The organism is Mycobacterium sp. NPDC048908 (assembly GCF_043197955.1).
Taxonomy (GTDB): Bacteria; Actinomycetota; Actinomycetes; order Mycobacteriales; family Mycobacteriaceae; genus Mycobacterium.
Window position 1 is genome coordinate 110,299 of sequence record NZ_JBICUE010000005.1, and the last position, 19,914, is coordinate 130,212.

The 19,914-nt window shown below is 67.5% G+C and carries 17 protein-coding genes and 3 pseudogenes; 4 read left to right on the forward strand and 16 right to left on the reverse strand.

The features are described from left to right. Nucleotides 1-34: 34 nt before the first annotated feature. The 3 genes and pseudogenes from ACGFK1_RS15410 to ACGFK1_RS15420 all read right to left on the reverse strand — a co-directional run. Nucleotides 35-250: pseudogene (locus ACGFK1_RS15410) on the reverse strand (hypothetical protein); the annotation flags it as partial. Between the two features lie 97 nt (nucleotides 251-347). Further along, nucleotides 348-1,877, reverse strand: a complete 1,530-nt coding sequence (locus ACGFK1_RS15415; protein ID WP_393430412.1) for a phospholipase D family protein — start codon at nucleotides 1,875-1,877, stop codon at nucleotides 348-350. Next, nucleotides 1,874-3,421, reverse strand: coding sequence for a phospholipase D family protein (locus ACGFK1_RS15420; RefSeq protein ID WP_393430415.1), 1,548 nt, complete (start codon nucleotides 3,419-3,421; stop codon nucleotides 1,874-1,876). The genes ACGFK1_RS15415 and ACGFK1_RS15420 overlap by 4 nt, the downstream gene beginning before the upstream one ends. A 37-nt stretch (nucleotides 3,422-3,458) precedes the next feature. Between ACGFK1_RS15420 and ACGFK1_RS15425 the strand changes: the two genes are divergently transcribed. After that, a complete protein-coding gene (locus ACGFK1_RS15425; RefSeq protein ID WP_393430418.1) occupies nucleotides 3,459-4,691 on the forward strand; it encodes a serine hydrolase domain-containing protein in 1,233 nt (410 codons plus the stop codon). Nucleotides 4,692-4,698: 7 nt separating this feature from the next. Next, nucleotides 4,699-5,424: a type 1 glutamine amidotransferase gene (locus tag ACGFK1_RS15430; RefSeq protein WP_393430420.1), complete on the forward strand. Its 726-nt coding sequence runs from the start codon at nucleotides 4,699-4,701 to the stop codon at nucleotides 5,422-5,424. Here ACGFK1_RS15430 and ACGFK1_RS15435 read toward each other — a convergent pair. Next, entirely contained in the window at nucleotides 5,403-6,743 is a 1,341-nt protein-coding gene (locus ACGFK1_RS15435; RefSeq protein WP_393430423.1) for a TIGR01777 family oxidoreductase, read from the reverse strand. The genes ACGFK1_RS15430 and ACGFK1_RS15435 overlap by 22 nt on opposite strands. A gap of 70 nt (nucleotides 6,744-6,813) precedes the next feature. On the opposite strand from ACGFK1_RS15435, the pseudogene ACGFK1_RS15440 reads away from it, so the two are divergent. Then, nucleotides 6,814-7,479: pseudogene (locus tag ACGFK1_RS15440) on the forward strand (phosphoribosyltransferase); the annotation flags it as partial. Here ACGFK1_RS15440 and ACGFK1_RS15445 read toward each other — a convergent pair. The 7 genes from ACGFK1_RS15445 to ftsZ form a co-directional block, all read right to left on the reverse strand. Next, nucleotides 7,476-7,790 carry a DUF308 domain-containing protein gene (locus ACGFK1_RS15445; protein ID WP_393430426.1) on the reverse strand — a complete coding sequence of 105 codons (315 nt, stop codon included), beginning with the start codon at nucleotides 7,788-7,790 and terminating at the stop codon, nucleotides 7,476-7,478. The pseudogene ACGFK1_RS15440 and the gene ACGFK1_RS15445 sit on opposite strands and share 4 nt — an antisense overlap. A 10-nt stretch (nucleotides 7,791-7,800) precedes the next feature. Next, nucleotides 7,801-8,616 (reverse strand): DivIVA domain-containing protein, encoded by an 816-nt coding sequence (locus tag ACGFK1_RS15450; protein WP_393430429.1) that lies wholly within the window; start codon nucleotides 8,614-8,616, stop codon nucleotides 7,801-7,803. Between the two features lie 217 nt (nucleotides 8,617-8,833). Then, nucleotides 8,834-9,124 (reverse strand): YggT family protein, encoded by a 291-nt coding sequence (locus ACGFK1_RS15455; protein ID WP_067799052.1) that lies wholly within the window; start codon nucleotides 9,122-9,124, stop codon nucleotides 8,834-8,836. A 104-nt stretch (nucleotides 9,125-9,228) separates the two neighbouring features. Beyond that, entirely contained in the window at nucleotides 9,229-9,870 is a 642-nt protein-coding gene (locus ACGFK1_RS15460; RefSeq protein ID WP_393430434.1) for a cell division protein SepF, read from the reverse strand. Between the two features lie 64 nt (nucleotides 9,871-9,934). Then, nucleotides 9,935-10,684 carry a YggS family pyridoxal phosphate-dependent enzyme gene (locus tag ACGFK1_RS15465; RefSeq protein ID WP_393430437.1) on the reverse strand — a complete coding sequence of 250 codons (750 nt, stop codon included), beginning with the start codon at nucleotides 10,682-10,684 and terminating at the stop codon, nucleotides 9,935-9,937. Next, on the reverse strand, nucleotides 10,681-11,388 hold the full coding sequence (gene pgeF, locus ACGFK1_RS15470) for a peptidoglycan editing factor PgeF (protein WP_393430440.1): 708 nt from the start codon (nucleotides 11,386-11,388) through the stop codon (nucleotides 10,681-10,683). The genes ACGFK1_RS15465 and pgeF overlap by 4 nt, the downstream gene beginning before the upstream one ends. Before the next feature lie 22 nt (nucleotides 11,389-11,410). Continuing rightward, nucleotides 11,411-12,562, reverse strand: coding sequence for a cell division protein FtsZ (gene ftsZ, locus ACGFK1_RS15475; protein WP_393430443.1), 1,152 nt, complete (start codon nucleotides 12,560-12,562; stop codon nucleotides 11,411-11,413). Nucleotides 12,563-12,808: 246 nt separating this feature from the next. Here ftsZ and ACGFK1_RS15480 point away from each other — a divergent pair, with 246 nt between their 5' ends. After that, nucleotides 12,809-13,465, forward strand: a complete 657-nt coding sequence (locus ACGFK1_RS15480; RefSeq protein ID WP_393430446.1) for a hypothetical protein — start codon at nucleotides 12,809-12,811, stop codon at nucleotides 13,463-13,465. A 6-nt stretch (nucleotides 13,466-13,471) separates the two neighbouring features. Here the strand turns inward: ACGFK1_RS15480 and ACGFK1_RS15485 are convergent, their stop codons facing one another. From ACGFK1_RS15485 to murD, 5 genes and pseudogenes are all read right to left on the reverse strand, one after another. Further along, nucleotides 13,472-14,371, reverse strand: coding sequence for a cell division protein FtsQ/DivIB (locus ACGFK1_RS15485; RefSeq protein ID WP_393430449.1), 900 nt, complete (start codon nucleotides 14,369-14,371; stop codon nucleotides 13,472-13,474). Then, entirely contained in the window at nucleotides 14,368-15,840 is a 1,473-nt protein-coding gene (gene murC / locus ACGFK1_RS15490) for a UDP-N-acetylmuramate--L-alanine ligase (RefSeq protein WP_393430452.1), read from the reverse strand. Before murC ends, ACGFK1_RS15485 begins: the two co-directional genes overlap by 4 nt. Then, a complete protein-coding gene (murG, locus tag ACGFK1_RS15495; protein WP_393430455.1) occupies nucleotides 15,837-16,985 on the reverse strand; it encodes an undecaprenyldiphospho-muramoylpentapeptide beta-N-acetylglucosaminyltransferase in 1,149 nt (382 codons plus the stop codon). The genes murC and murG overlap by 4 nt, the downstream gene beginning before the upstream one ends. 2 nt (nucleotides 16,986-16,987) lie before the next feature. Further along, nucleotides 16,988-18,444: pseudogene (gene ftsW, locus ACGFK1_RS15500) on the reverse strand (putative lipid II flippase FtsW); the annotation flags it as partial. 69 nt (nucleotides 18,445-18,513) lie between these two features. Beyond that, a complete protein-coding gene (gene murD / locus ACGFK1_RS15505; protein WP_393430458.1) occupies nucleotides 18,514-19,914 on the reverse strand; it encodes a UDP-N-acetylmuramoyl-L-alanine--D-glutamate ligase in 1,401 nt (466 codons plus the stop codon).

The following is a 19,914-nucleotide window of genomic DNA, read 5'->3' on the forward strand; positions in this document are numbered from 1 at the left end:
ATGCCGCGTCGGTGATGTCTGCGAACGCCGCTCCACGCATGATGTCCGCGTGCGCGACTCCGATGTCGATGCGACGCCACCCCGCTACCAAGTCCTCGGCGAACGCGTCGACCGATTCTGTGGAGCGTACGTCGACTTCGACGTCACCCGCAGCGGAGCACCCGCGACGCTCAGCTTTGGCGGGGTGAGCGCACTGCCGCCCTGGGGGACACCTGGCCGGAATCGAACTGGCAGGAGCACTTATCGTCATGGCCCGGGGTTTTGCCAGATATCCGCCTCACCGGGCGGCGCCCCCGCGGAAGCCGATCACCGGGGATCACCGGTCCGGTGAGCCTGCCCGGTTGAGTTCACAACCGGCGCTTGAGCCGGTCCCGATAGGAGCGGCCGTCCGGGTCGTAGAACATCCGGTAGGCCGGATCCGCCCACAGCCGGGTCAACAGCCCCAGCCGTTCCGCCTGATGCGTTCGCAAGCGGCCCGGCGGCCGCGGTCCCGTGCGACCGGAGGCGTACCAGGCATCCAGTGCCTCCGCAGCGGCCACCATCTCCTGGACAGCCACCACAGGATCGGTCAATGCATCGTCGTCGGCGCGATCCAGATGTTCCCGCATCAACCGCAACCGAAGATCGCGCGCGAACTCACCGTTCTCGTCCAACACCGCGCACGACAGTTCGCTGTCATGTGTCCATGACCGACGGTTGAAGTTGTCGCTGCCCACGCTGGCCCAGATGTCGTCGACCACACACACCTTCGCGTGCACGTACACCGGTGTGCCCTGGTGGTTCTCCACGTCGAAGATGTGCACCCGCTCCGGGCTGGCCTCCTTACAGGCGTCGATTGCCTGACGTCGGCCAATCATGTTGGGCGGCAATGCCAGTGCGCCGTCCACGTCGGGATACCTGGGGACCACCGCGACGAGATGCAGGTCCGGGTTGGTTCTAAGCGCCTCGGCGAACAGGTGCGCAACCCGCTTCGACCACAGGTACTGGTCCTCGAGATAGATGAGCCGCCTGGCCCGCCGCAGCGCCTTGCTGTACCCGCGCGCAATGCTGCGCTCGCCGTGTGGCGCGAAGTCGTATTCGAAATGGGCGTCCGGATACGTGCGCAGCACCTGCACGGCATGCGGTCCGCACCGCGGCGGATCAGGCGGCTGCTCCGGCAGCCTGTCCGGTTTCAGGTCCGCACCTCGAAACTTGTCCTGCAGCCACGCGATCGGCGACAAGGTGTCCAGCGGTGCCGGATCGTTCCACCGCTCCCGGAACGTGTGGTCGAGCGCGCCGACCACCGGCCCCCTCAGCTCCAGCTGAACGTCGTGCCACGGCGGATGGTCGCCGTAGCGTTTCGACATCTGTACCGCTTGCGGGTCACCTCGATGTGACACGTCGTCGCGACGCGAGTGGCACAGATCGATGCCACCCGCGAACGCCACATCGCGCGACGGCTCCGCCGGATGGCGCAGCACGACCAGCTTCTGATGGTGCGAGCCACCGAACCGCACCCGCTGATCGAGTAGCACCTCGCCGCCCGCCTCTTCGATGGCCTCACCGAGATGCTGGTTCTCCTCCTCGCTGTATTGAAACTTGTCAAGATGGGAGCGCCACACCAATCCTTTGACGACGACCCCTCTTTCGGCCGCACGGCAGAAAAGGTCGCGAATGGTGGGGCCGTCATCGCGCATCTTCTGGTCCGGATCACCGCGCCAATCAGTGAAGAACACGTGATCGCCCGCGCCGAGCGCGTCCACCTCGGTCGCCAGTCGGTCGAAGTACGTCGCGCCGTGGATCAGCGGTTCGACCCGGTTGCCCTCACACCAGACCGGCACGCTGGACGCCGGATTGCCGCGCTCGGCGCCCGTGAGAAACCATTCGGCGAGATTCACGGCCGCCACCTCAACAACCGATCTCGGTACGACCGTCCGTCGGGGTCGTAGATCAGCCGGTAGGCGGGTTCGGCCCACAGCCGGGTCAGCGGATCGACGCGGTCGATCTCATGTGGCCTCAGTCGGCCAGGGGGCCGCTGTCCCCGACAACCCGATTCATGCCATTCCTCCAACGTCGATGCAGCCGAGAGGATCTCGGCCACCGCAGTATCGGGATCGGCCAGCCCACCGTCCTCACTGCCGTCGGGTGCCCGGTCAAGGTGCTCACGCAACAACTGAAGGCGCAGATCGCGGGCGAACTCGTCGTCGCCGTCCAGCACCGCACATGACAGTTCGCTGTCATGCGTCCACGACCGCCGGTTGAAATTGTCGCTGCCCACACAAGCCCAGGTGTCGTCGATGACACAGACCTTCGAATGTACGTATACCGGTGTGCCCTCGTGGTTTTCGACGTCGAACACGTGCACCCGGTCAGGTGCCGCGCGCCGGCATGCGTCCACCGCGAGCTGTCGGCCGACCACGGTCGGCGGATGACCCAACGCACCCTCGAGGTCGAAATACCGTGGCACGACAGCCACCAACTGCAATTCGGGGTTCGCTGTCAGCGCGCCGACGAGCAGGTTCGCCACTTCCTCCGACCACAGGTACTGGTCCTCGAGGTAGATCAGCCGCCGGGCACGCTGCACCGCCTTGGTATAGCCGCGCGCGATGGTGCGCTCGCCCTCCTTGGCGAACTCGTACTTGATCAGCGCGTCACCGTAGGTCCGCAGGACTTGCACGGCATGTCGACCGCACGGCGGCGGATCCGGCGGCTGCTCAGGCAACGGACGCCGCTCCGCGTTCGCGTCCAGGAACCGGCCGCGCACCCACTCCAACGGATTGAAGACGTTCAGCGGCGCCCGCGCGGTCCAACGCTCGCGGAAGGTGGTGTCCAGCGCTGCCACCACCGGGCCTCGGACCTGCAACTGGACGTCATGCCAGGGTGGCCGCTCGCCGTACCGGCTGGACATCTTGACCGCCTGCGGATCACCGCGGTGTGACGCGTCGTCGCGCCGCGAATGGCACAGGTCGATCCCGCCGATGAACGCGGTGTCGCGGTCCGGCTCCTCAGGGTGGCGAAGCACGACAAGGCGTTGATGGTGCGAGCCCCCGAGCAGCACCCGCTGATCAAGCAGCACCTCACCGCCCGCGCGCTCGATCGCTTCGGCGAGGTGGCGGTTCTGCTCCTCGTTGAACTGCAGCTTGTTCGGATAGGACCGCCACATCAACCCCTTGACGAGCACGCCGCGCTCTGCGGCCGAACGGAGCAATTGCGCGACGGTGGGGCCGTTGTCCCGCAGCCTCTGGTCGGCGTCCCCACGCCAGTCGCTGAAGAACAGGTGATCACCGGCGCCGAGGCCTTCCACGGCACTGACAAGGCGGTCGAAATAGGTGGCGCCGTGGATGAGTGCCTCGGCTTCGTTGCCCTCGCTCCACGCCGGCAGATCCCAACTCGGATTTCCGCGTTGCGCGGAGGTGAGGAACCATTCGGCAAGGACAGACACGCTCTGGGATGCCCGGTTATGCGCTAATTTACGCACTATGCCCGCCGCGCGGCGCCTGCTCGCCATGACGTGCGCTGTCGTCGTGCTCACCGGTTGCGCTCCCGGCGCGCTGACCACCTCGACCCCCACCTCGACGACCGACTCCGCGAAGGCCGACGCCGTGCTGCGGATCGTCCGCGACGTCATGGCGCAGGCTCATCTACGGGCCGTCATCGTTCGGGTGACAATCGACGGTAAGGAGATCGTCACGCGGGCCGTCGGCGAATCGATGACAGGCGTACCCGCGACACCGGCGATGCATTTCCGCAATGGGGCCGTGGCGATCTCCTATGTGTCCACCCTGCTGCTCAAACTCGTCGACGAGAAGAAGGTCAGCCTCGACGACAAACTGTCGCGATGGCTGCCGCACATACCGCATGCCGACCGGGTCACTCTTGGTCAACTCGCCCAGATGACGTCCGGCTATGTGGATTACGTGATCGGCAACACCGCGATGAACGACGCGCTCTACGCGAACCCGTTCCGCCGCTGGACCGTGCCCGACATGTTGGGCTACGCCGTCAACAAGCCACTGCTGTACCCGCCGGGCACGAATTGGAACTACTCCCACACCAACTACGTCCTGCTCGGCATGGCGCTGGAAAAGGCCACTGGGCAGGAGATGTCGAAACTGTTGTCGGACAAAGTGCTTCGGCCTCTCGGCTTGACGAGCACGGCAAACTCGGTGACGCCCGATATTCCGCCGCCGGTGCTGCACGCGTTCACCTCGGAGCGCCGTGCCTTCCTCAAGATCCCGCCAGGCACACCGTTTTACGAGGAGTCGACGTTCTGGGACCCGTCCTGGACGATTACCGACGGAGCCATCCAGACGACGAACATCTACGACCTCGAGGCGACCGCGGCGGGCATCGGTTCCGGTCGGCTGCTCACCGCGGACTCGTACCGGAAGATGGTGTCGACCGAGCTTCGCGGCAAGACACACAAACAGCAGGGCTGCACCACATGCGACGCGATGGACGATGTCTACACCTACGGCCTTGGCATCGTGGTATCGGGCGACTGGCTGCTGCAGAATCCGTTGTTCAGTGGCTATGCCGCGATCGCGGCGTACTTGCCGTCACAGAAGATCGCAATCGCCGCCGCGGTCACTTTCAGTCCCGAGGCGTTCGACGACCAGGGCAATTACCGCAACGAAGCCGATCCGCTGTTCCGCAGAATCGCCGCCGAACTCGCCCCCGCCGATGCGCCACCCATGCCGCCGCCGAAATAATGTCGGAGTGGCACCCAAGGTTCTGTTCATCCGCAACGAGCATCTCGCAACCGAGGCACTGCTCGGCGAGGCATTCACCGAATGCGGCTTCGACGTCGACAGCTTCGAGGTGGTGCCCGCCGAGCGCGTCGACAGCCCGGCGGTCGACGTCACCTTCCCCGACGCAGGCGGCTATGAGGTGATCGTTCCGCTCGGCGCGCGCTGGCCCGTCTACGACGATGCGTTGCGCCGCACCTGGGTGGGCGCCGAAACCCGACTCATCCGCGACGCCGCCGACGCGGGGATCGCGGTTTTGGGTGTGTGCTTCGGCGGTCAACTGTTGGCTCAGGCCTTCGGCGGGTCCGTCGCGCGGTCGAACACACCGGAGATCGGCTGGAACGACGTCGAGTCCGACAACGCCGACCTGGTACCCGGCGGGCCGTGGTTCCAGTGGCATTTCGACCGCTGGACCCTGCCGCCCGGTGCCACCGAGATCGCAAGGACCGCCAACGCATCACAGGCGTTCGTGCTCGGCCGATGCCTCGCGCTGCAATTCCATCCAGAGATCGATCTGGAACTGCTCGACGAGTGGCTGGCCGACGACCGTGACGGCGAAGTCGTCGGCGCAGGTTTGCATCACGACGAATTGCGCGCCCGCACAACCGAACTCGCAGACGATGCCGGCAAGCGGGTGCGAGGTCTGGTGGACGGGTTCTTGGCATACGTCGCGCGTCAACCACGCCCCAGTTCGTGAGCCAGCGCGTCGGTGAGTTTGGCCCTTCTGAAGCGGTGCCCCAGCGACTGCAGCTTCGCCGGAAGCACCCGCTGGTTGGCCGCGGCGAGTTCGCGAAACCCCTGCTCCCCCAGCAGCAACTTGGGGCCCAGTGAGGGCACCGGCACCGCCGCCGGGCGGTGCAGCACACCCGCCAGGGTCTTCGTGTAGTCGGTGTTGCGCACCGGTTCCGGTGCGACCGCGTTGACCGGTCCGCTCAACCGCCCGTCGTACAGCGCCCGGTGGTACACGTCGAGCAGGTCGTCCATCCCGATCCAGGACAGCCACTGCTCGCCACTTCCGAGACGGCCGCCAAGCCCCGCGGCGAACAGCGGACGCATCAGCTTCAGCGTGCCGCCGCGCGCCGACTGCACGATGCCCGTCCGTACATTCACCACCCTCAGCCCCGCTTCTGTCGCGGGCGCCGTTGCCGCTTCCCAGTCGGCCACCACATCGGCGAGGAAGCCATCGCCGCGTGCGCTGTCTTCACCCAGCAGCACATCGCCGCGGTCGAATCCGTAGAAACCGATCGCCGACGCGCTGACGAACGTCGCGGGCCCGTCATCGGAGAGCGCGGCGACGTCGGCCAGTCGGCGCGTCGGCTCGATGCGGCTGTCACGGATCGCGGCCTTGTGCCCATCGGTGAAACGACCCGCTATCGACGCGCCGGCCAGATGCACGACCACGTCGACACCCGACAGCAGATTCGGCGCCGGGCGGGCCGGATCCCATTGCCGCTCAAGCCCGTTGGCTGCTCGTCGGCGTACCAGCCGGATGACCTGATGCCCGCCCGTGCTGAGGAACGCCGACAACGCCGAGCCGATCAGACCCGAGGCGCCGGTCATCGCCACCACCATCGGCGGAGCCGCCGCGGCACGATGTGCCGCGAGGTCCTCGGCCAACTGCCGGTGCCGGTAGACGAACGTTGAGCGCAACGCGGCGCCTGGCACGGTGGTGTCGACGCGGTCACGCACCCGGGTGGCGCCGGACCGCTCGCTGAACTCATGCGTGTGGCGCCACCGGCCGACGACGCGTGCGGGCCACGACAGAAGACCCTGCGACGACAATTCGTCGACAAAACGATGCGGCGGGTCGAACCCCGACGGATCGTGCTGCGCCACCCATCGCAGTCCACCCGGCAGCCCGAGCACGGCCCGCCCGTCGGCCAGCGACTGCGTCTCCGCGACCACCGTCATCGGTTGCCACGGCGGGACCAATCGCCGCATCGCGCCGGGCCGGGTGTGCCACGCAAACACCTCGTCGAGCGGATGGTCGACCACAGTTTCATATTCGATGCCCACGTATGTGGGTACCCAGAGTCGTACGCTGAACATGTCCGGAGATATCGAAAAGATCGCGATGAGCGGATGGAGCGGGCTGGCCCGCCGCAATGCGAAGCGCACCTTCCGGGACCGCCGAGAAGCCGGCCAAGTCCTGGCTGAAGAGTTGGCGTCCTACCGCGGCAAGGACAACCTGTTGGTGTTAGGCCTTGCGCGTGGCGGCGTGCCCGTCGGATGGGAGGTCGCGTCGTTCCTGCACGCGCCGCTCGACGTGTTCCTCGTGCGCAAGCTCGGTGTGCCGCAGTGGGAGGAACTCGCGATGGGCGCCCTCGCGACCGGCGGCGGCGTGGTGGTCAACGACAGCCTGGTGCGCAATCTCGGCATCAGCGACGACCAGTTGCAGACCGCGATCGCCCGCGAGACCGAGGAACTCCACCGTCGTGAGAGCGCCTATCGCGGGGGCAGGCCGCCGGTCGATGTCGCGGGCCACACGGTGATCCTCGTCGACGACGGAATCGCAACGGGCGCCAGCATGCTCGCTGCCGTGCGCGCGGTGCGGGCGGCCGAACCTGCTCAGGTGGTGGTCGCGGTGCCGGTGGGTCCGGAGTCAGCGTGCAGGCAGTTGGCCGAGGAAGCCGATGACGTGGTGTGCGCGACGATGCCGCCAGGCTTCGAGGCGGTCGGCCAGGTGTTCGACGATTTCCATCAGGTCACCGATGACGAGGTGCGTGAATTACTCACCACCCCAACGGTTTAGCGGCTGTTGCTGTCCTCGTCGCGCTGTTCCACCACGGTGGACTCTGCCTCAGCGTCGTCGTCCTGCGCGACAGGAGGCTCTTCTGGATAGTCCTCGGCGAACTCGGACTCATCGGCCTGGGCCTCGGCCTCTGAAGGCGGCTGAGTCGTATCACCCTTGGAGCGCTCACGCAGCGCGTCGACGATCAGCAGCACGACGCCGATCACGCTGGCGGCGATGCAGACCCAGGCGATCAGCTCGTTGCTGGTGACGACGGCGGTCACCAGAGCCGCCAGGCCGATGACGGCGAGGACTAGCGCAACTATCAGCATATCTCAGCGGTCAGTTGTTGCCCCGGTTGAATTGGTTGAAGCCACCGCCGTCATTGTTGGCGCTGGAATCCACCGGTGCGGCCGAGCCCCGCTGACCCAGCTCTTCGAGCTGTGACTCCAGGTATGTCTTGAGCCGGGTACGGTACTCGCGCTCGAAGGTGCGCAGCTGCTCGAGCCTGCCCTCCAGCACGGTGCGCTGTTGATTGATGGTGCCCATGATCTCGGAGTGCTTGCGTTCGGCGTCGGCCTGAAGGGCATCGGCCTTCTCCTGGGCCTGCCGCAGCTGCGCCTCCGACCGGGTCTGGGCATCGGCCAGCATCGCGTCGGCGCGCTGGCGGGCCTCGGCGACGGTGGTCTCGGCGGTCTGCCGGGCCTCGGTGACCATCGCGTCGGCCCGGGCGCGCGCGTCGGCCAGCATCTTCTCCGACTCGGCCTTCGCGGTTCCGGTCAGCCGGTCGGCGGTGTCCTGCGCCAAGCTGAGCACCTTCGCGGCCTTGATGTGGCTTTCCTCGCCGGCCGGCGCGGCGGCCGCCTGCTGCGGCGGCGCCTCGTAGACCGGCTGCGGCGCGGGGGTCGGCTCCGGCTCGGGCTCGTACACCGGGATGCTCGTGGTGGGCTGCGCTCCGCCACCGGCGCGGGCGCTGGCCAGTTCCTGGTCCAGCTCCGAGACGCGCTGACGAAGGTCGGCGTTCTCCTCGATGAGGCGGGTCAGCTCGTTCTCTACCAGATCGAGGAAGGCGTCGACCTCATCCTCGTTGTAACCGCGCTTGCCGATCGGTGGCTTGCTGAACGCGACGTTGTGAACGTCGGCTGGTGTGAGCGGCATTGTCTGCCCCCTTGGAGTTCTGGACCGTCAACCGATCTCAAAGTGTAGAGCCTTACTGGAACGTAACTGGCGTCCATCCTGTCACACCAGACCCGGCGGTTGCAGGAGAGGATGAATTTTAAGAGCGAATTTCAATCTTCTTACCCGCAATATTGCCCCCGGCAAACCCGCGGCAGCTAGCGCCGCGATCGCCAAATACCGGTTCGCTCGGCGGATCTCAGGCGGCGGCGCCGAACGCCAACTGCATGCCGATGAAGGCCACCAGCAGCAGCACCATGATCGACAGGTCGAATCGGACCGCGCCTATCGTGAGCTGGGGAATGAGTCGGCGAAGCAACTTCACCGGCGGATCGGTGACGGTCATGATCACCTCGAGGACGACCACGGTCAGCCCCTTGGGCTGCCAGTCGCGGGAGAACGACCGGATGAACTCGACGACCACGCGCGCAATCAACAACAGCCAGAAGACGAACAGCGCGAAACCGAGGATTTCGAAGAAGAGCGACAACGACAGCCGTCCTCACTACGGGCACAGGTGTGACATTGGATACAGCGCTCGCAGCTCATTGCATCGCGAAGCGCCACGCCAGCCTACCTGCCCTGGCGAAATACCTACTGGTAGGCGTAGAAGCCGGCCTCGGCGATGCGCCTGCGCTCCTCGGCGCTGACGTCGATATCCGCCGGTGAGAGCAGGAAGACCTTGGTGGCCACCTTGTCGAACGAACCGCGCAGCGCGAATGCGAGTCCGGCGGCGAAGTCGACGAGCCGCTTGGCGTCGGCGTTGTCCATCGACACCAGGTCCATGATCACCGGGGTGCCGTCGCGGAACCGTTCGCCGATCGTACGCGCCTCGCTGTAGTCCTTCGGGCGCAGGGTGGTGATCTTCGACAGCGGGCTGCCTGCATCGAACAGCTCGGCCATCCGGCGTGGATCCATCGCGAGGGCGCCGCGCGTCGAGCCGCGCAGCGCGCTGAACCGGGGTGCGGGCCGGTCGAACTCGCGCGGGCCGCGCAGCCTGGCCTCGAAGCGATCCTCGTCCCGGTAGCCGCCGCGAAAGCTCGGCTCGTCATAGTCGCGGCCCGCCAACCGGTCGTCGTAGCCGCGGCTGTATCCGTCGTCTTCGAAGCGGTCTTCGCGGGACCGGCGCGAATAGCTGCGGGCCGGGCCGCGGTCGTCGTCGTCGTAGTACTCGTCGTCGTAGTCCTCCATCGGCGCCATACCGAAGTAGGCCTTGACCTTGTGCAGTGTGCTCATCGGAGGACCCTTCCCGATTCTCTGACTCTGTTGTCTGTGATGAAGATGTGACTAGAGTGACTACTCAGGGTGACGTTAGCGGTCGTTGCCCCATGAGCGCGGTACCGACACGCACACACGTGGAACCATGTTTGACCGCGCTCTCGAGGTCGCTGGACATGCCTGCGGACAGCCCGAGCGGCTGGTCGTAAGACTTCTGCACACGCTCCTTTTCCTCCTCCAGCCGTGAGAAGGCGTCGTCGGGATCGGCGCCAAGAGGCGGGATCGCCATCAGTCCGACGAAGTCCAATCCCTCGGCTTCGTCCACGGCCGCACACAGTTCGTCCACCGCATCCGGACGCCCGATGTCCACCCCTCCCCTGGCCTCGTCGCCGTCGAGACTCAGTTGGAGGAAGACCCGCAGCGGCTCGCCCCTTCGACCGGCCGCCAGCGCCTGACTCGCCGCCCGGTCGAGCGCGGCGATCAGCTTGGCGCTGTCGACCGAGTGCGCGGCGTACGCCCAGCCCGCGATCGAGCGCGCTTTGTTGCGCTGGATCCGCCCGACCATATGCCAGCGAATCGGCTCAGCCCCCAACACGGCGCCGACTTCCGCGCATTTATTGGCCGCTTCCTGTTCGCGCGATTCGCCAAATTGTCGGCACCCCAGACGATGCAAAATAAGTACGTCGCTAACCGGAAAGAATTTCGTTATGGGCAGTAATTCAATTTCATTTTCATTGCGATCGGCGGCGTTCGCGGCACGGACCAGCCGGGCCCGGATGGCCGCGAGCGCGTCGGCCAGTTCCCGTTCACGTGTACTCGCCACCGCGGTCATTCCATCCACACCAGCGACGCCAACCGTCCCGTCGGCGCGTCGCGACGATGACTGAACAGGTTGTGGTCGGCCACCGTGCACCTCGGGTCGATGTCGATGGCCGTGACGCCCAAAGTCGTTAACTGCCTAGCGATTCCGGCCCGTAGATCCAGCCCGGCGGTGCCCCGGGAGGTAGTCGTGCGGCTGCCGGGCAGCGCGGCTTCGACCTCCGCAGCCATCTGCTCGGGCACTTCGTAGTTGGCTCCGCTGACCGCTGGACCCAGCAGTGCCGAGATGTCACCAGCCCGTGCGCCGACCTCGAGCATGGTCTGCACCGTCCTCGCGACGACGCCCATCTGGGCGCCGACCCGGCCCGCGTGAACGGCCGCCACCACGCCGGCGCGGGCATCGCCCATTAAAACTGGAACACAATCGGCGGTTACCACCGCCAAAGCCAATCGTGGCGTGGTGGTGACCAATGCATCGGTATTGTCGATCGCCGACTGGACCCACCCGTCGACCACCACGACATGATCGCCGTGCACTTGGTTCATCCACACCACGCTGTCGTCGCCCAATTTGAGCGCGGCAGCAAGTCGCTTCCGATTGGCGGCCACGGCCGCAGGGTCATCACCGACATGGTCGCCGAGATTGAAGGTGTCGAACGGCGGCGCAGAGACGCCGCCGGCGCGGGTGGTGGTCACGCGGCGGATACGAACGGTCACTCGCCCAGTATCCGCACGTGCATCAGTGGCGCATGAACGGCGGCACGTCGACGTCGTCGTCGGAAATGCCTCCGTCGTCGCCGCCGATCTTGACCGTTGCACCATTGGTGTGCACCGGCACGCTTGCCGCGTCCGCGGGATCGAACAGCGAGGTGCTGACGGTGCCCGCCTTGCCCGGCGCGATCGCTTGCGCACCGGCCGTGCCGACGACCGGCTTCCGACCGGGTCCCTGCGCGTCGAAGCCTGCCGCGATCACCGTCACCCTGACCTCGTCACCGAGCGAGTCGTCGATGACCGTGCCGAAGATGATGTTCGCCTCCGGATGTGCGGCGTCCTGTACCAGCGAGGCGGCCTCGTTGATCTCGAACAAGCCGAGGTCGCTGCCGCCGGCCACCGACAACAGCACGCCCTGCGCGCCCTCCATCGACGCCTCCAGCAGCGGCGAGTTGATCGCGATCTCGGCCGCCTTGAGGGCTCTGCCGTCACCGCGCGCCGACCCGATGCCCATCAGCGCGGTGCCCGCGCCGCTCATCACGCCCTTGACATCGGCGAAGTCGACGTTGATCAGACCGGGCGTGGTGATCAGATCCGTGATCCCCTGTACGCCGTTGAGTAGCACCTCGTCGGCGGCGCGGAACGCGTCCATCAACGACACCGCGGCGTCGCCCATCTGCAGCAACCGGTCGTTGGGAATCACGATCAGGGTGTCGCAGCTCTCCCGAAGTGAGGTGATGCCGTTCTCCGCCTGGTTGCTCCTGCGCTTGCCCTCGAATGAGAACGGCCGGGTCACCACGCCGACGGTCAGCGCACCCAGCTTGCGCGCGATGGTCGCGACGACCGGCGCCCCTCCGGTGCCGGTGCCGCCGCCCTCACCCGCGGTGACGAACACCATGTCGGCGCCGCGCAACAATTCTTCGATGTCGTCCTTGGCGTCCTCCGCGGCCTTGCGCCCGACTTCGGGGTCTGCCCCCGCGCCGAGGCCACGGGTCGAGTCGCGGCCCACGTCGAGCTTGACGTCGGCGTCGCTCATCAGCAACGCCTGCGCGTCGGTGTTGATGGCGATGAACTCGACGCCCTTGAGGCCCTGCTCGATCATCCGGTTGACGGCATTGACGCCGCCACCGCCGATGCCGACCACCTTGATGACGGCGAGGTAGTTATGCGGGGGGGTCATCTGTCGCCTTCCTCCCTTGTAGCGATTCCACACACGAGACCATTCGGCAAACTCTCAACCTCAACCAGAGGGTTATAGTTATGTCAAGTTGTCCCGCGCATCCAGAACGGTAGGGGCACGTCGCGGCATAGCCGTGCAGGCGCGCCGAAGCGCGTGTCGAGATTTTCCGCGCAACGTCTGTTCGCCGAAGTCGGCGCTAACCGTGCGGCGTTGCTGCCACAATCGACTGAACACTTTGCTGTGCGTATGCCTAGGGGGGTCATGTATATCCGTATCGCCGGAATCGCCATGCTCGCAGCAGCGCTCGTTCTCGGGGGCTGCGGCGACAAGGGCGACGCCACCGCGACGCAGACATCGTCGGCGGCCAGGGACTCGTCGGCGGCACCGCCGGCCACACCGACGCCGAAAGCCTCTGATGAGGACCAGATTCGCGACGTGATCACCCAGGAGAGCGCGGCATTCGGCGCATGGGACTTCGCCAAGGTCGGCCAGTTCACCTGCCAGAAGTTTCGGGACCACGCCGCGTCGGTGGACAGCGCCATCCCCGCGATGAAGATGTTCTCCGCCGACGCCGCGTCATCGATGGGTGCGCAGGCCTTCGCCGCTCAACTCGGCGAGGAGTTCGCTGGCGCCTCCGAACAGTCGCTGCAGGCAGTGGCCGATGCGATCATCCGGCAGGACGAACCCGCGTACAAGGCGGCCATGCTCGACGTGGTGAAACAGTCCATGTCGATTCAACTGGTCAAAGTGGACAACATCGTGGTCAACGGTGACACCGCGACGGCCGACGCCACGCTGACCCAACGAATGGGCACCAAAGAGCCACAATCGCGAACCACTCCCGTGACGCTTCTCCGCGAGGGCGGGAGCTGGCTCGATTGCACCGCGCCCCCGCAGGAATGACCCCCGCTATTTGACGGTAGGCAGGTCGGGGCTCGAGACGTCGTAGGTTCGGCCGGGCTGAGTGAGAAGGGCGCCCAGCTTGAGCGCTTTCTCCTCCGTGCGGTCGGTGGTGCCCCACACCACGGTCCTTCCGTCGATCAACGTCAGCGTGATCGCGGCGACCGAGGGCGCGGCGATGCGGCCGACCTGACCGGCGACTTCGGGGCGCAGCGCGGTCATCACCTGTAGCGCGGCCTTCGTCGGTGCGTCGCTGGGGCCCGGGTTGTCGGCGTCGAGATAGGGCACTCCCGCGGGCGGCGGTGCGGTCGCGAAGTCCACGCCGTCCTTGTCGAACAGGTGCGGGCCGTCCGGATAATCCTTGACTACGACCGGGATTCGCTCGATGACGGTGACACGCAACGTCGACGGGTACTGCCGCTGGACCCGCGCACTGGCCACCCGCCGGATCGCCGCGACGCGTTCGGCGACCGCGTCGGTGTCGACCTGCAACAGCGGCGTGCCCGGTTGCACGGCGGCCGCGGTGATCACCTCATCCTGGGTCACCGCACCGACGCCGACCACGACGATGTTGCGCGCGGCCATGACCGGGGTGAAGTACAGCAGCAGGCCGAGGCCCACCACCAGCACGCTCACCAGCGCCGACCACATCAACACTTTCAGGCCGCGGACCGTCCTGCGGCCGAGTCTTTTCGATTCCTCCCCCTGCGCGCTCATGACACGGCGCTTGGCCTCACGGCGAGCGTGTTCGATCGCGGTGGCGCGAGCCTGGGCGGCGCGGCGTTCCTCGCGCTCCCGCCGGGCCCGCCGTCGCGGCCCCTCATAGTCGGCGGAGGCCGCTGGCGGCAAGGTCTCGTCCGGAGCCTCCACGTCGGCGGCCTCTTGGGTCGACTCGGTCGGGTCGGTCATCGGAACGCTTTCCCCGACCCGCCCGGCGCGCTGCGGTTGGCCCTGATCCGAAGTGCGGCAAGGATTTCCTTGCCCAGCATCGTGACGTCGCCCGCACCCATGGTGATCACGACATCGCCGGGGTCGGCCGCGGCGGCGACCTTCTCCGCCACCGCGGAGAGGTTCGGCACGTAGGTCACCGGGGCGGCGACATGGTCGACGATCATCGCCCCGCTCACGCCTGCCATCGGCTGTTCCCGTGCGGCGTAGACGTCGAGGACGAACACCTCGTCGGCTTCACTGAGGGCCTGTCCGAACTCACGGGCGAAAGCGCTTGTGCGCGAATACAAATGGGGCTGGAACACCACGATCGAGCGGCCGGCGAAGCCTGGGTCGCCCTGCTGCGCCACCGCACGCAGGGCGGTCAGCGTGGCGCGCACCTCGGTGGGATGGTGAGCGTAATCGTCGAAGACGCGCACGCCGTTGGTGGTGCCGACCAATTCGAAACGTCGCCGGACACCTTCGAAACCGGCCAGACCGTCGAGCACCGCGTCGATGGGCGCGCCGATGTCGACCGCCGCCAGCAGCGCGCCCAGCGCATTGAGCGCCATGTGCCTGCCGGGCACGGCCAGCCGCATCACCCGAGGATGGGTTTCACCTTGCAACTGGATGTGAGCGACCGCGCCGGTGCCCTGCTGCTCCCAGTTCATCAGCGTGCCCGCCAACTGTTGTGCGGGGTCGCTTCCGTAGCGCAGCACCCGAACGCCCGACGCGGCGGTGCGCTCGGCGAGCCCTGCGGCGCCGGCGTCGTCCGTGCACACAATCAGCGCGCCACTGGGTTTGAGACGCTCGACGAAGCCGTCGAACACCGCGCCGTAGGCCTCCGCACTGCCGAAGAAATCCAGGTGGTCGGCCTCGATGTTGGTGACCACCGCGACATCGGGCGTGTACTCCAGCAGTGATCCGTCGCTCTCGTCGGCCTCGGCGACGAAACAGTCGCCGCTGCCGTGGTGGGCGTTGGTGCCCGCCTCGCCGAGATCGCCACCGACCGCGAACGACGGATCGAAGCCGCTGTGCTGCAACGCCACGATCAACATCGACGTGGTGGTGGTCTTGCCGTGGGTGCCGGTGACCATCAGCGTGGTGTGCCCGTCCATCAGCCTGGCCAGCACCACCGGTCGCAGGATCACCGGGATCCCGCGACGACGCGCCTCGACGAGCTCGGGATTGGTCTTGGGGATGGCGGCGTGGGTGGTGACCACCGCGGTCGGCCCGCCCGGCAACAGGTCAAGCGACGATTCGTCGTGCCCGATCCGGATCGCGGCGCCGCGGGCGCGCAGCGCGATGACGCCGCGCGACTCCTTGGCATCCGAACCGGACACCATGCCGCCGCGGTCGAGCAGGATGCGCGCGACGCCGGACATACCGGCTCCGCCGATGCCGACCATGTGCACCCGCTGCAGCTCTTCTGGCAGCGAATTCGCGTTCATCGCAACCGCTTTCGGGCGACTTCGAGCGCCACTTCCGCGACCCGCTGCGCCGCATCCCTGTGGCCGGCGAGCGCGGCGGCTGCGGTCATCGCCTGCAACCTTGGCCCGTCGTTGAGCAAGCGAGGCACCGTGTCGGCAATGAAGGCCGGGGTCAGGTCGGCATCGTCGACGATCAGGCCGCCGCCGGCATTGACCACAGGAAGGGCGTTCAGTCGCTGCTCGCCGTTGCCGATCGGCAGCGGCACGTACACCGCGGGCAGGCCGACGTCGGTCACCTCGGCCACCGTCATCGCGCCGGACCGACAAACCGCGAGATCGGCGGCCGCATACGCCAGATCCATCCGGTCCAGATACGGCACGGCGACATACGGCGGATCACCATCGGCAGGTTCGCGAAGATCGAGGGTGTTCTTCGGACCGTGCGCGTGTAGCACCGAAATGCCAGCGGCCCCAAGATCTTTGGCGGCTCCAGCGACGGCCTGGTTGATCCGCTGCGCGCCTTGGGAGCCGCCGGTCACCAATAGCACCTTGGCGTCGTCGGCGAAGCCGAAGTGCGCCCGGGCCTCCGCGCGCAGCGCTATGCGGTCCAGTGAGGTGATCGACGCGCGCACCGGTACGCCGACGACCTCGACGTGTCGCAGCCCGGGATCCGGCACCGCCGACAGCACACGTTGCGCCGACCGCGCGCCCACCCGGTTGGCCCAGCCCGCACTCGCGTTGGCCTCGTGCACCACCACGGGAACGCGGCGCTTTCCTCGCGGACCGAGTCCGCCGCGGGCGGCCAGGTACGCGGGCAGTGCGACGTAGCCGCCGAAGCCCACGATCACGTCGGCGTCGACGTCGTCGAGCACTGCGCGGGCCTGCCGGACCGCACGGCGCACCCGCAGCGGCAGTCGCACCAGGTCACCCGAGGGCCTGCGGGGCAGCGGGACGGGCGTGATCAACTCGAGGTGATAGCCGCGCTCAGGCACCAGCCGCGTTTCCAGCCCCCGTTGGGTGCCCAGCGCGGTGATGCGGATTGCCGGGTCGAGCGCGGTGAGCGCGTCGGCCACGGCCATCGCGGGCTCGACGTGCCCCGCGGTGCCGCCGCCCGCAAGGACGACCGACATCCCGCGGTCGTCCCCCTGCCCCAGGGGGCCTGACATGCTCACCCGTAACGCTGACCTTCCAATGTGCGCGCCCGGCGCGGTCGCTGGGCGTTTCCATGATGCCCTGCGCGCCGGACCTGACGGTCGGCCGGTTGGGGTTTGCGTTTCTTGGCGGGTGCGGGCTTGCGATCCGGTTTGCGGTCGGGCTTTCGCGTTGGCTTCGGAGCCGACACGCCCGGCTTCGTCCGCAATCGGTCACGCAGCGCCTCCGTCCTGGTCGGCACATACGGCTCCGGCGCAGGAAGCCGCAGCAGCCGGTTGACTCGATCGTCGCGTCCGGCCCGCAGCGCGGCCACCGCCTCGGGTTCGTGCCTGGCCGCATTCGCCATGATGCCGATGATCAAAAGGGTTGTCGCCGTTGATGTGCCGCCCGCCGAAATGAGCGGCAACTGCAGCCCGGTGACCGGCAGAAGGCCGACCACGTAGCCGACGTTGATGAACACCTGGCCCATCACCCACAGCGTCGCGGTGGCGGTCAGCAGCCGCAGGAACGGGTCGGCCGAGCGCCGCGCGATCCGCATGCCGGTGTAGCCGAACAACCCGAACAGACACAGCAACCCGACGGCCCCGACGAATCCGAGTTCCTCGCCGATGATCGCGAAGATGAAGTCGTTGTGCGCGTTGGGCAGGTAGTTCCACTTGGCGGTGCCCTGGCCGAGACCGTCGCCGAACACGCCGCCGTTGGCCAGCGCGAACCGCGCCTGCCGTGCCTGATATCCGGAGCCCTGGGTGTCGGCACCCGGATTGAGCCAGGACTGCACGCGGTCGGATCGGTACCCCTCGGACACCGCCAGCACGGCCGCCGAGGCGATGACCGCAAGCAGTGAGGACAGGAACACCCGCAGCGGCAGGCCCGCGTACCACAGCAGGCCGAGCAGGATGATGCCGAGCGACACCGTCTGCCCGAGGTCGGGTTGGGCGACGATCAGTGCCAGCGCGATCACCGCGGCGGGTACCAGCGGGATCAGCATCTCGCGGAGCGAGGCGTGCTCCATGCGGCGCGCCGCCAGCAGATGCGCGCCCCAGATCGCGAACGCGATTTTCGCCAGTTCGGACGGCTGCATGGAGAACCCGGCGATCACGAACCAGCCGCGAGAACCGTTGGCCTCCGTGCCGATTCCCGGGATCAAGACCAGAACCAGCATCACGATGGTCAGCGCGAAACCCGTGAACGCCATCCTGCGCATCAACTGCACCGGCATCCGCAGGGCCACATAGAACGCCAGCAGCCCGACTAGTGTCCACAGCAACTGCCTGCCGAAGATGGCCCACGGCGAGCCGTCCTCGTCGTAGCTGTGCACCCCCGATGCGGACAACACCATGGTCAAGCCCAGCGTGATCAGCAGCGCCGTGACCGCGATGATGAGGTGAAACGACGTCATCGGTCTGCCAAGCCAGGCGCCGAATCGGGTCCGCGGCGCGCCGACGTCGGCGATGACAGTGGCCTCGGCCCCGTCGCTGCCCGGTTCGGTGTTCGGCTTCGTACGCCGGTGCCGCAACCGGGTCAGGATGTTGCTCACCGGCGCTACCGGTTCAGCTGAGACAGCTGGGACACGGCCGCGGAGAACGCGTCGCCGCGCTGACCGTAGCCGCTGAACTGGTCGAAGGACGCACCGGCCGGGGCCAGTAACACGGTGTCGCCGGGCGCCGCCAGGCCGCGGGCGGCGTGGACGACCGCGGTCATCAGCTGAGTCACATTTACCCCAGGCACCCCAGAATCCTCCCCCGTCACAACCTCGACGACGGGGACATCCGGGGCGTGTCGCGATAACGCGTCCCGGATCAGGTTCCGGTCGCGACCGATCAACACCACCGCGACCAGGCGATTCGCCACTGCAGCAACCAGTTCGTCGACCGACGCGCCCTTCAGCAGCCCGCCGGCGATCCACACCACCCGCGGATAAGCGGTGATGGACGCCTGCGCCGCGTGCGGATTGGTGGCCTTGGAATCGTCGACATAGGTGACGCCGTCGACGACGCCGACCGCCTGCGCGCGGTGCCTGCCGACCTGGAACCCGGCCAGCGCGACGGCGACGGCCTCCGGCGGCACCTCGACGGCGCGGGCCAGCGCGGCGGCCGCCAACGCGTCGAGCACCCCCACCGGCCCGGCGACCGGGATCGCGGCGGCGTCGACAAGCGACACGTTGTCACCGAACGCGTTGTCGACGAGCACACCGTCGCGCACACCCAACTCCCCGGCCGCGGGCTCGCCCAGCCGGAAGCCGACCCGCACGGCCGCGGCCGCGGTGGCCAGCAGGCCCGCCGCGACCGGGTCGTCGAGTCCGACGACGGCGACGCGGCCGTCCAACACCCTGGCTTTGTCGCGGGCGTACGCCTCCATCGACCCGTGCCAGTCGAGGTGGTCCTCCGCGACGTTGAGCACCACTCCGGCCTCGGGACGCAGCGACGGCGCCCAGTGCAGCTGGAAGCTGGACAGCTCGACGGCCATCAACTCGGCCCGCTGATCGAGCACGTCGAGCACCGGGTCGCCGATGTTGCCGCACAGCAGCGCGCTGCGCCCGGCGGCGACAAGCATCGCGTGCAGCATCGACGTGGTCGTGGTCTTGCCGTTGGTGCCCGTCACCACCAGCCAGCGCCGCGGCGGCCCGAAGTGCCCGGAAACGTCCAGCCGCCAGGCCAATTCGACGTCACCCCAGATCGGCACACCGGCCGCCGCGGCGGCGGCGAGCACGGTTGCGGTCGGCGGCAGGCCGGGGCTGGTGACCACGAGGTCGAAGTCGGTGATCCGCTCGGCGGCACTGGCAGCGTCGATGACCGCGACACCGTTCTGCGCGAACTCTGTCAACATCGAGGGACTGTCGTCGGTCAGCGTGGCGCGCGCACCGAGCGGTATCAGCGCGGCCAGGATCGCGCGGCCGGTCACGCGGGCGCCGGCGACCAGCACCTTGGCCCCTGTCAGGTCCAT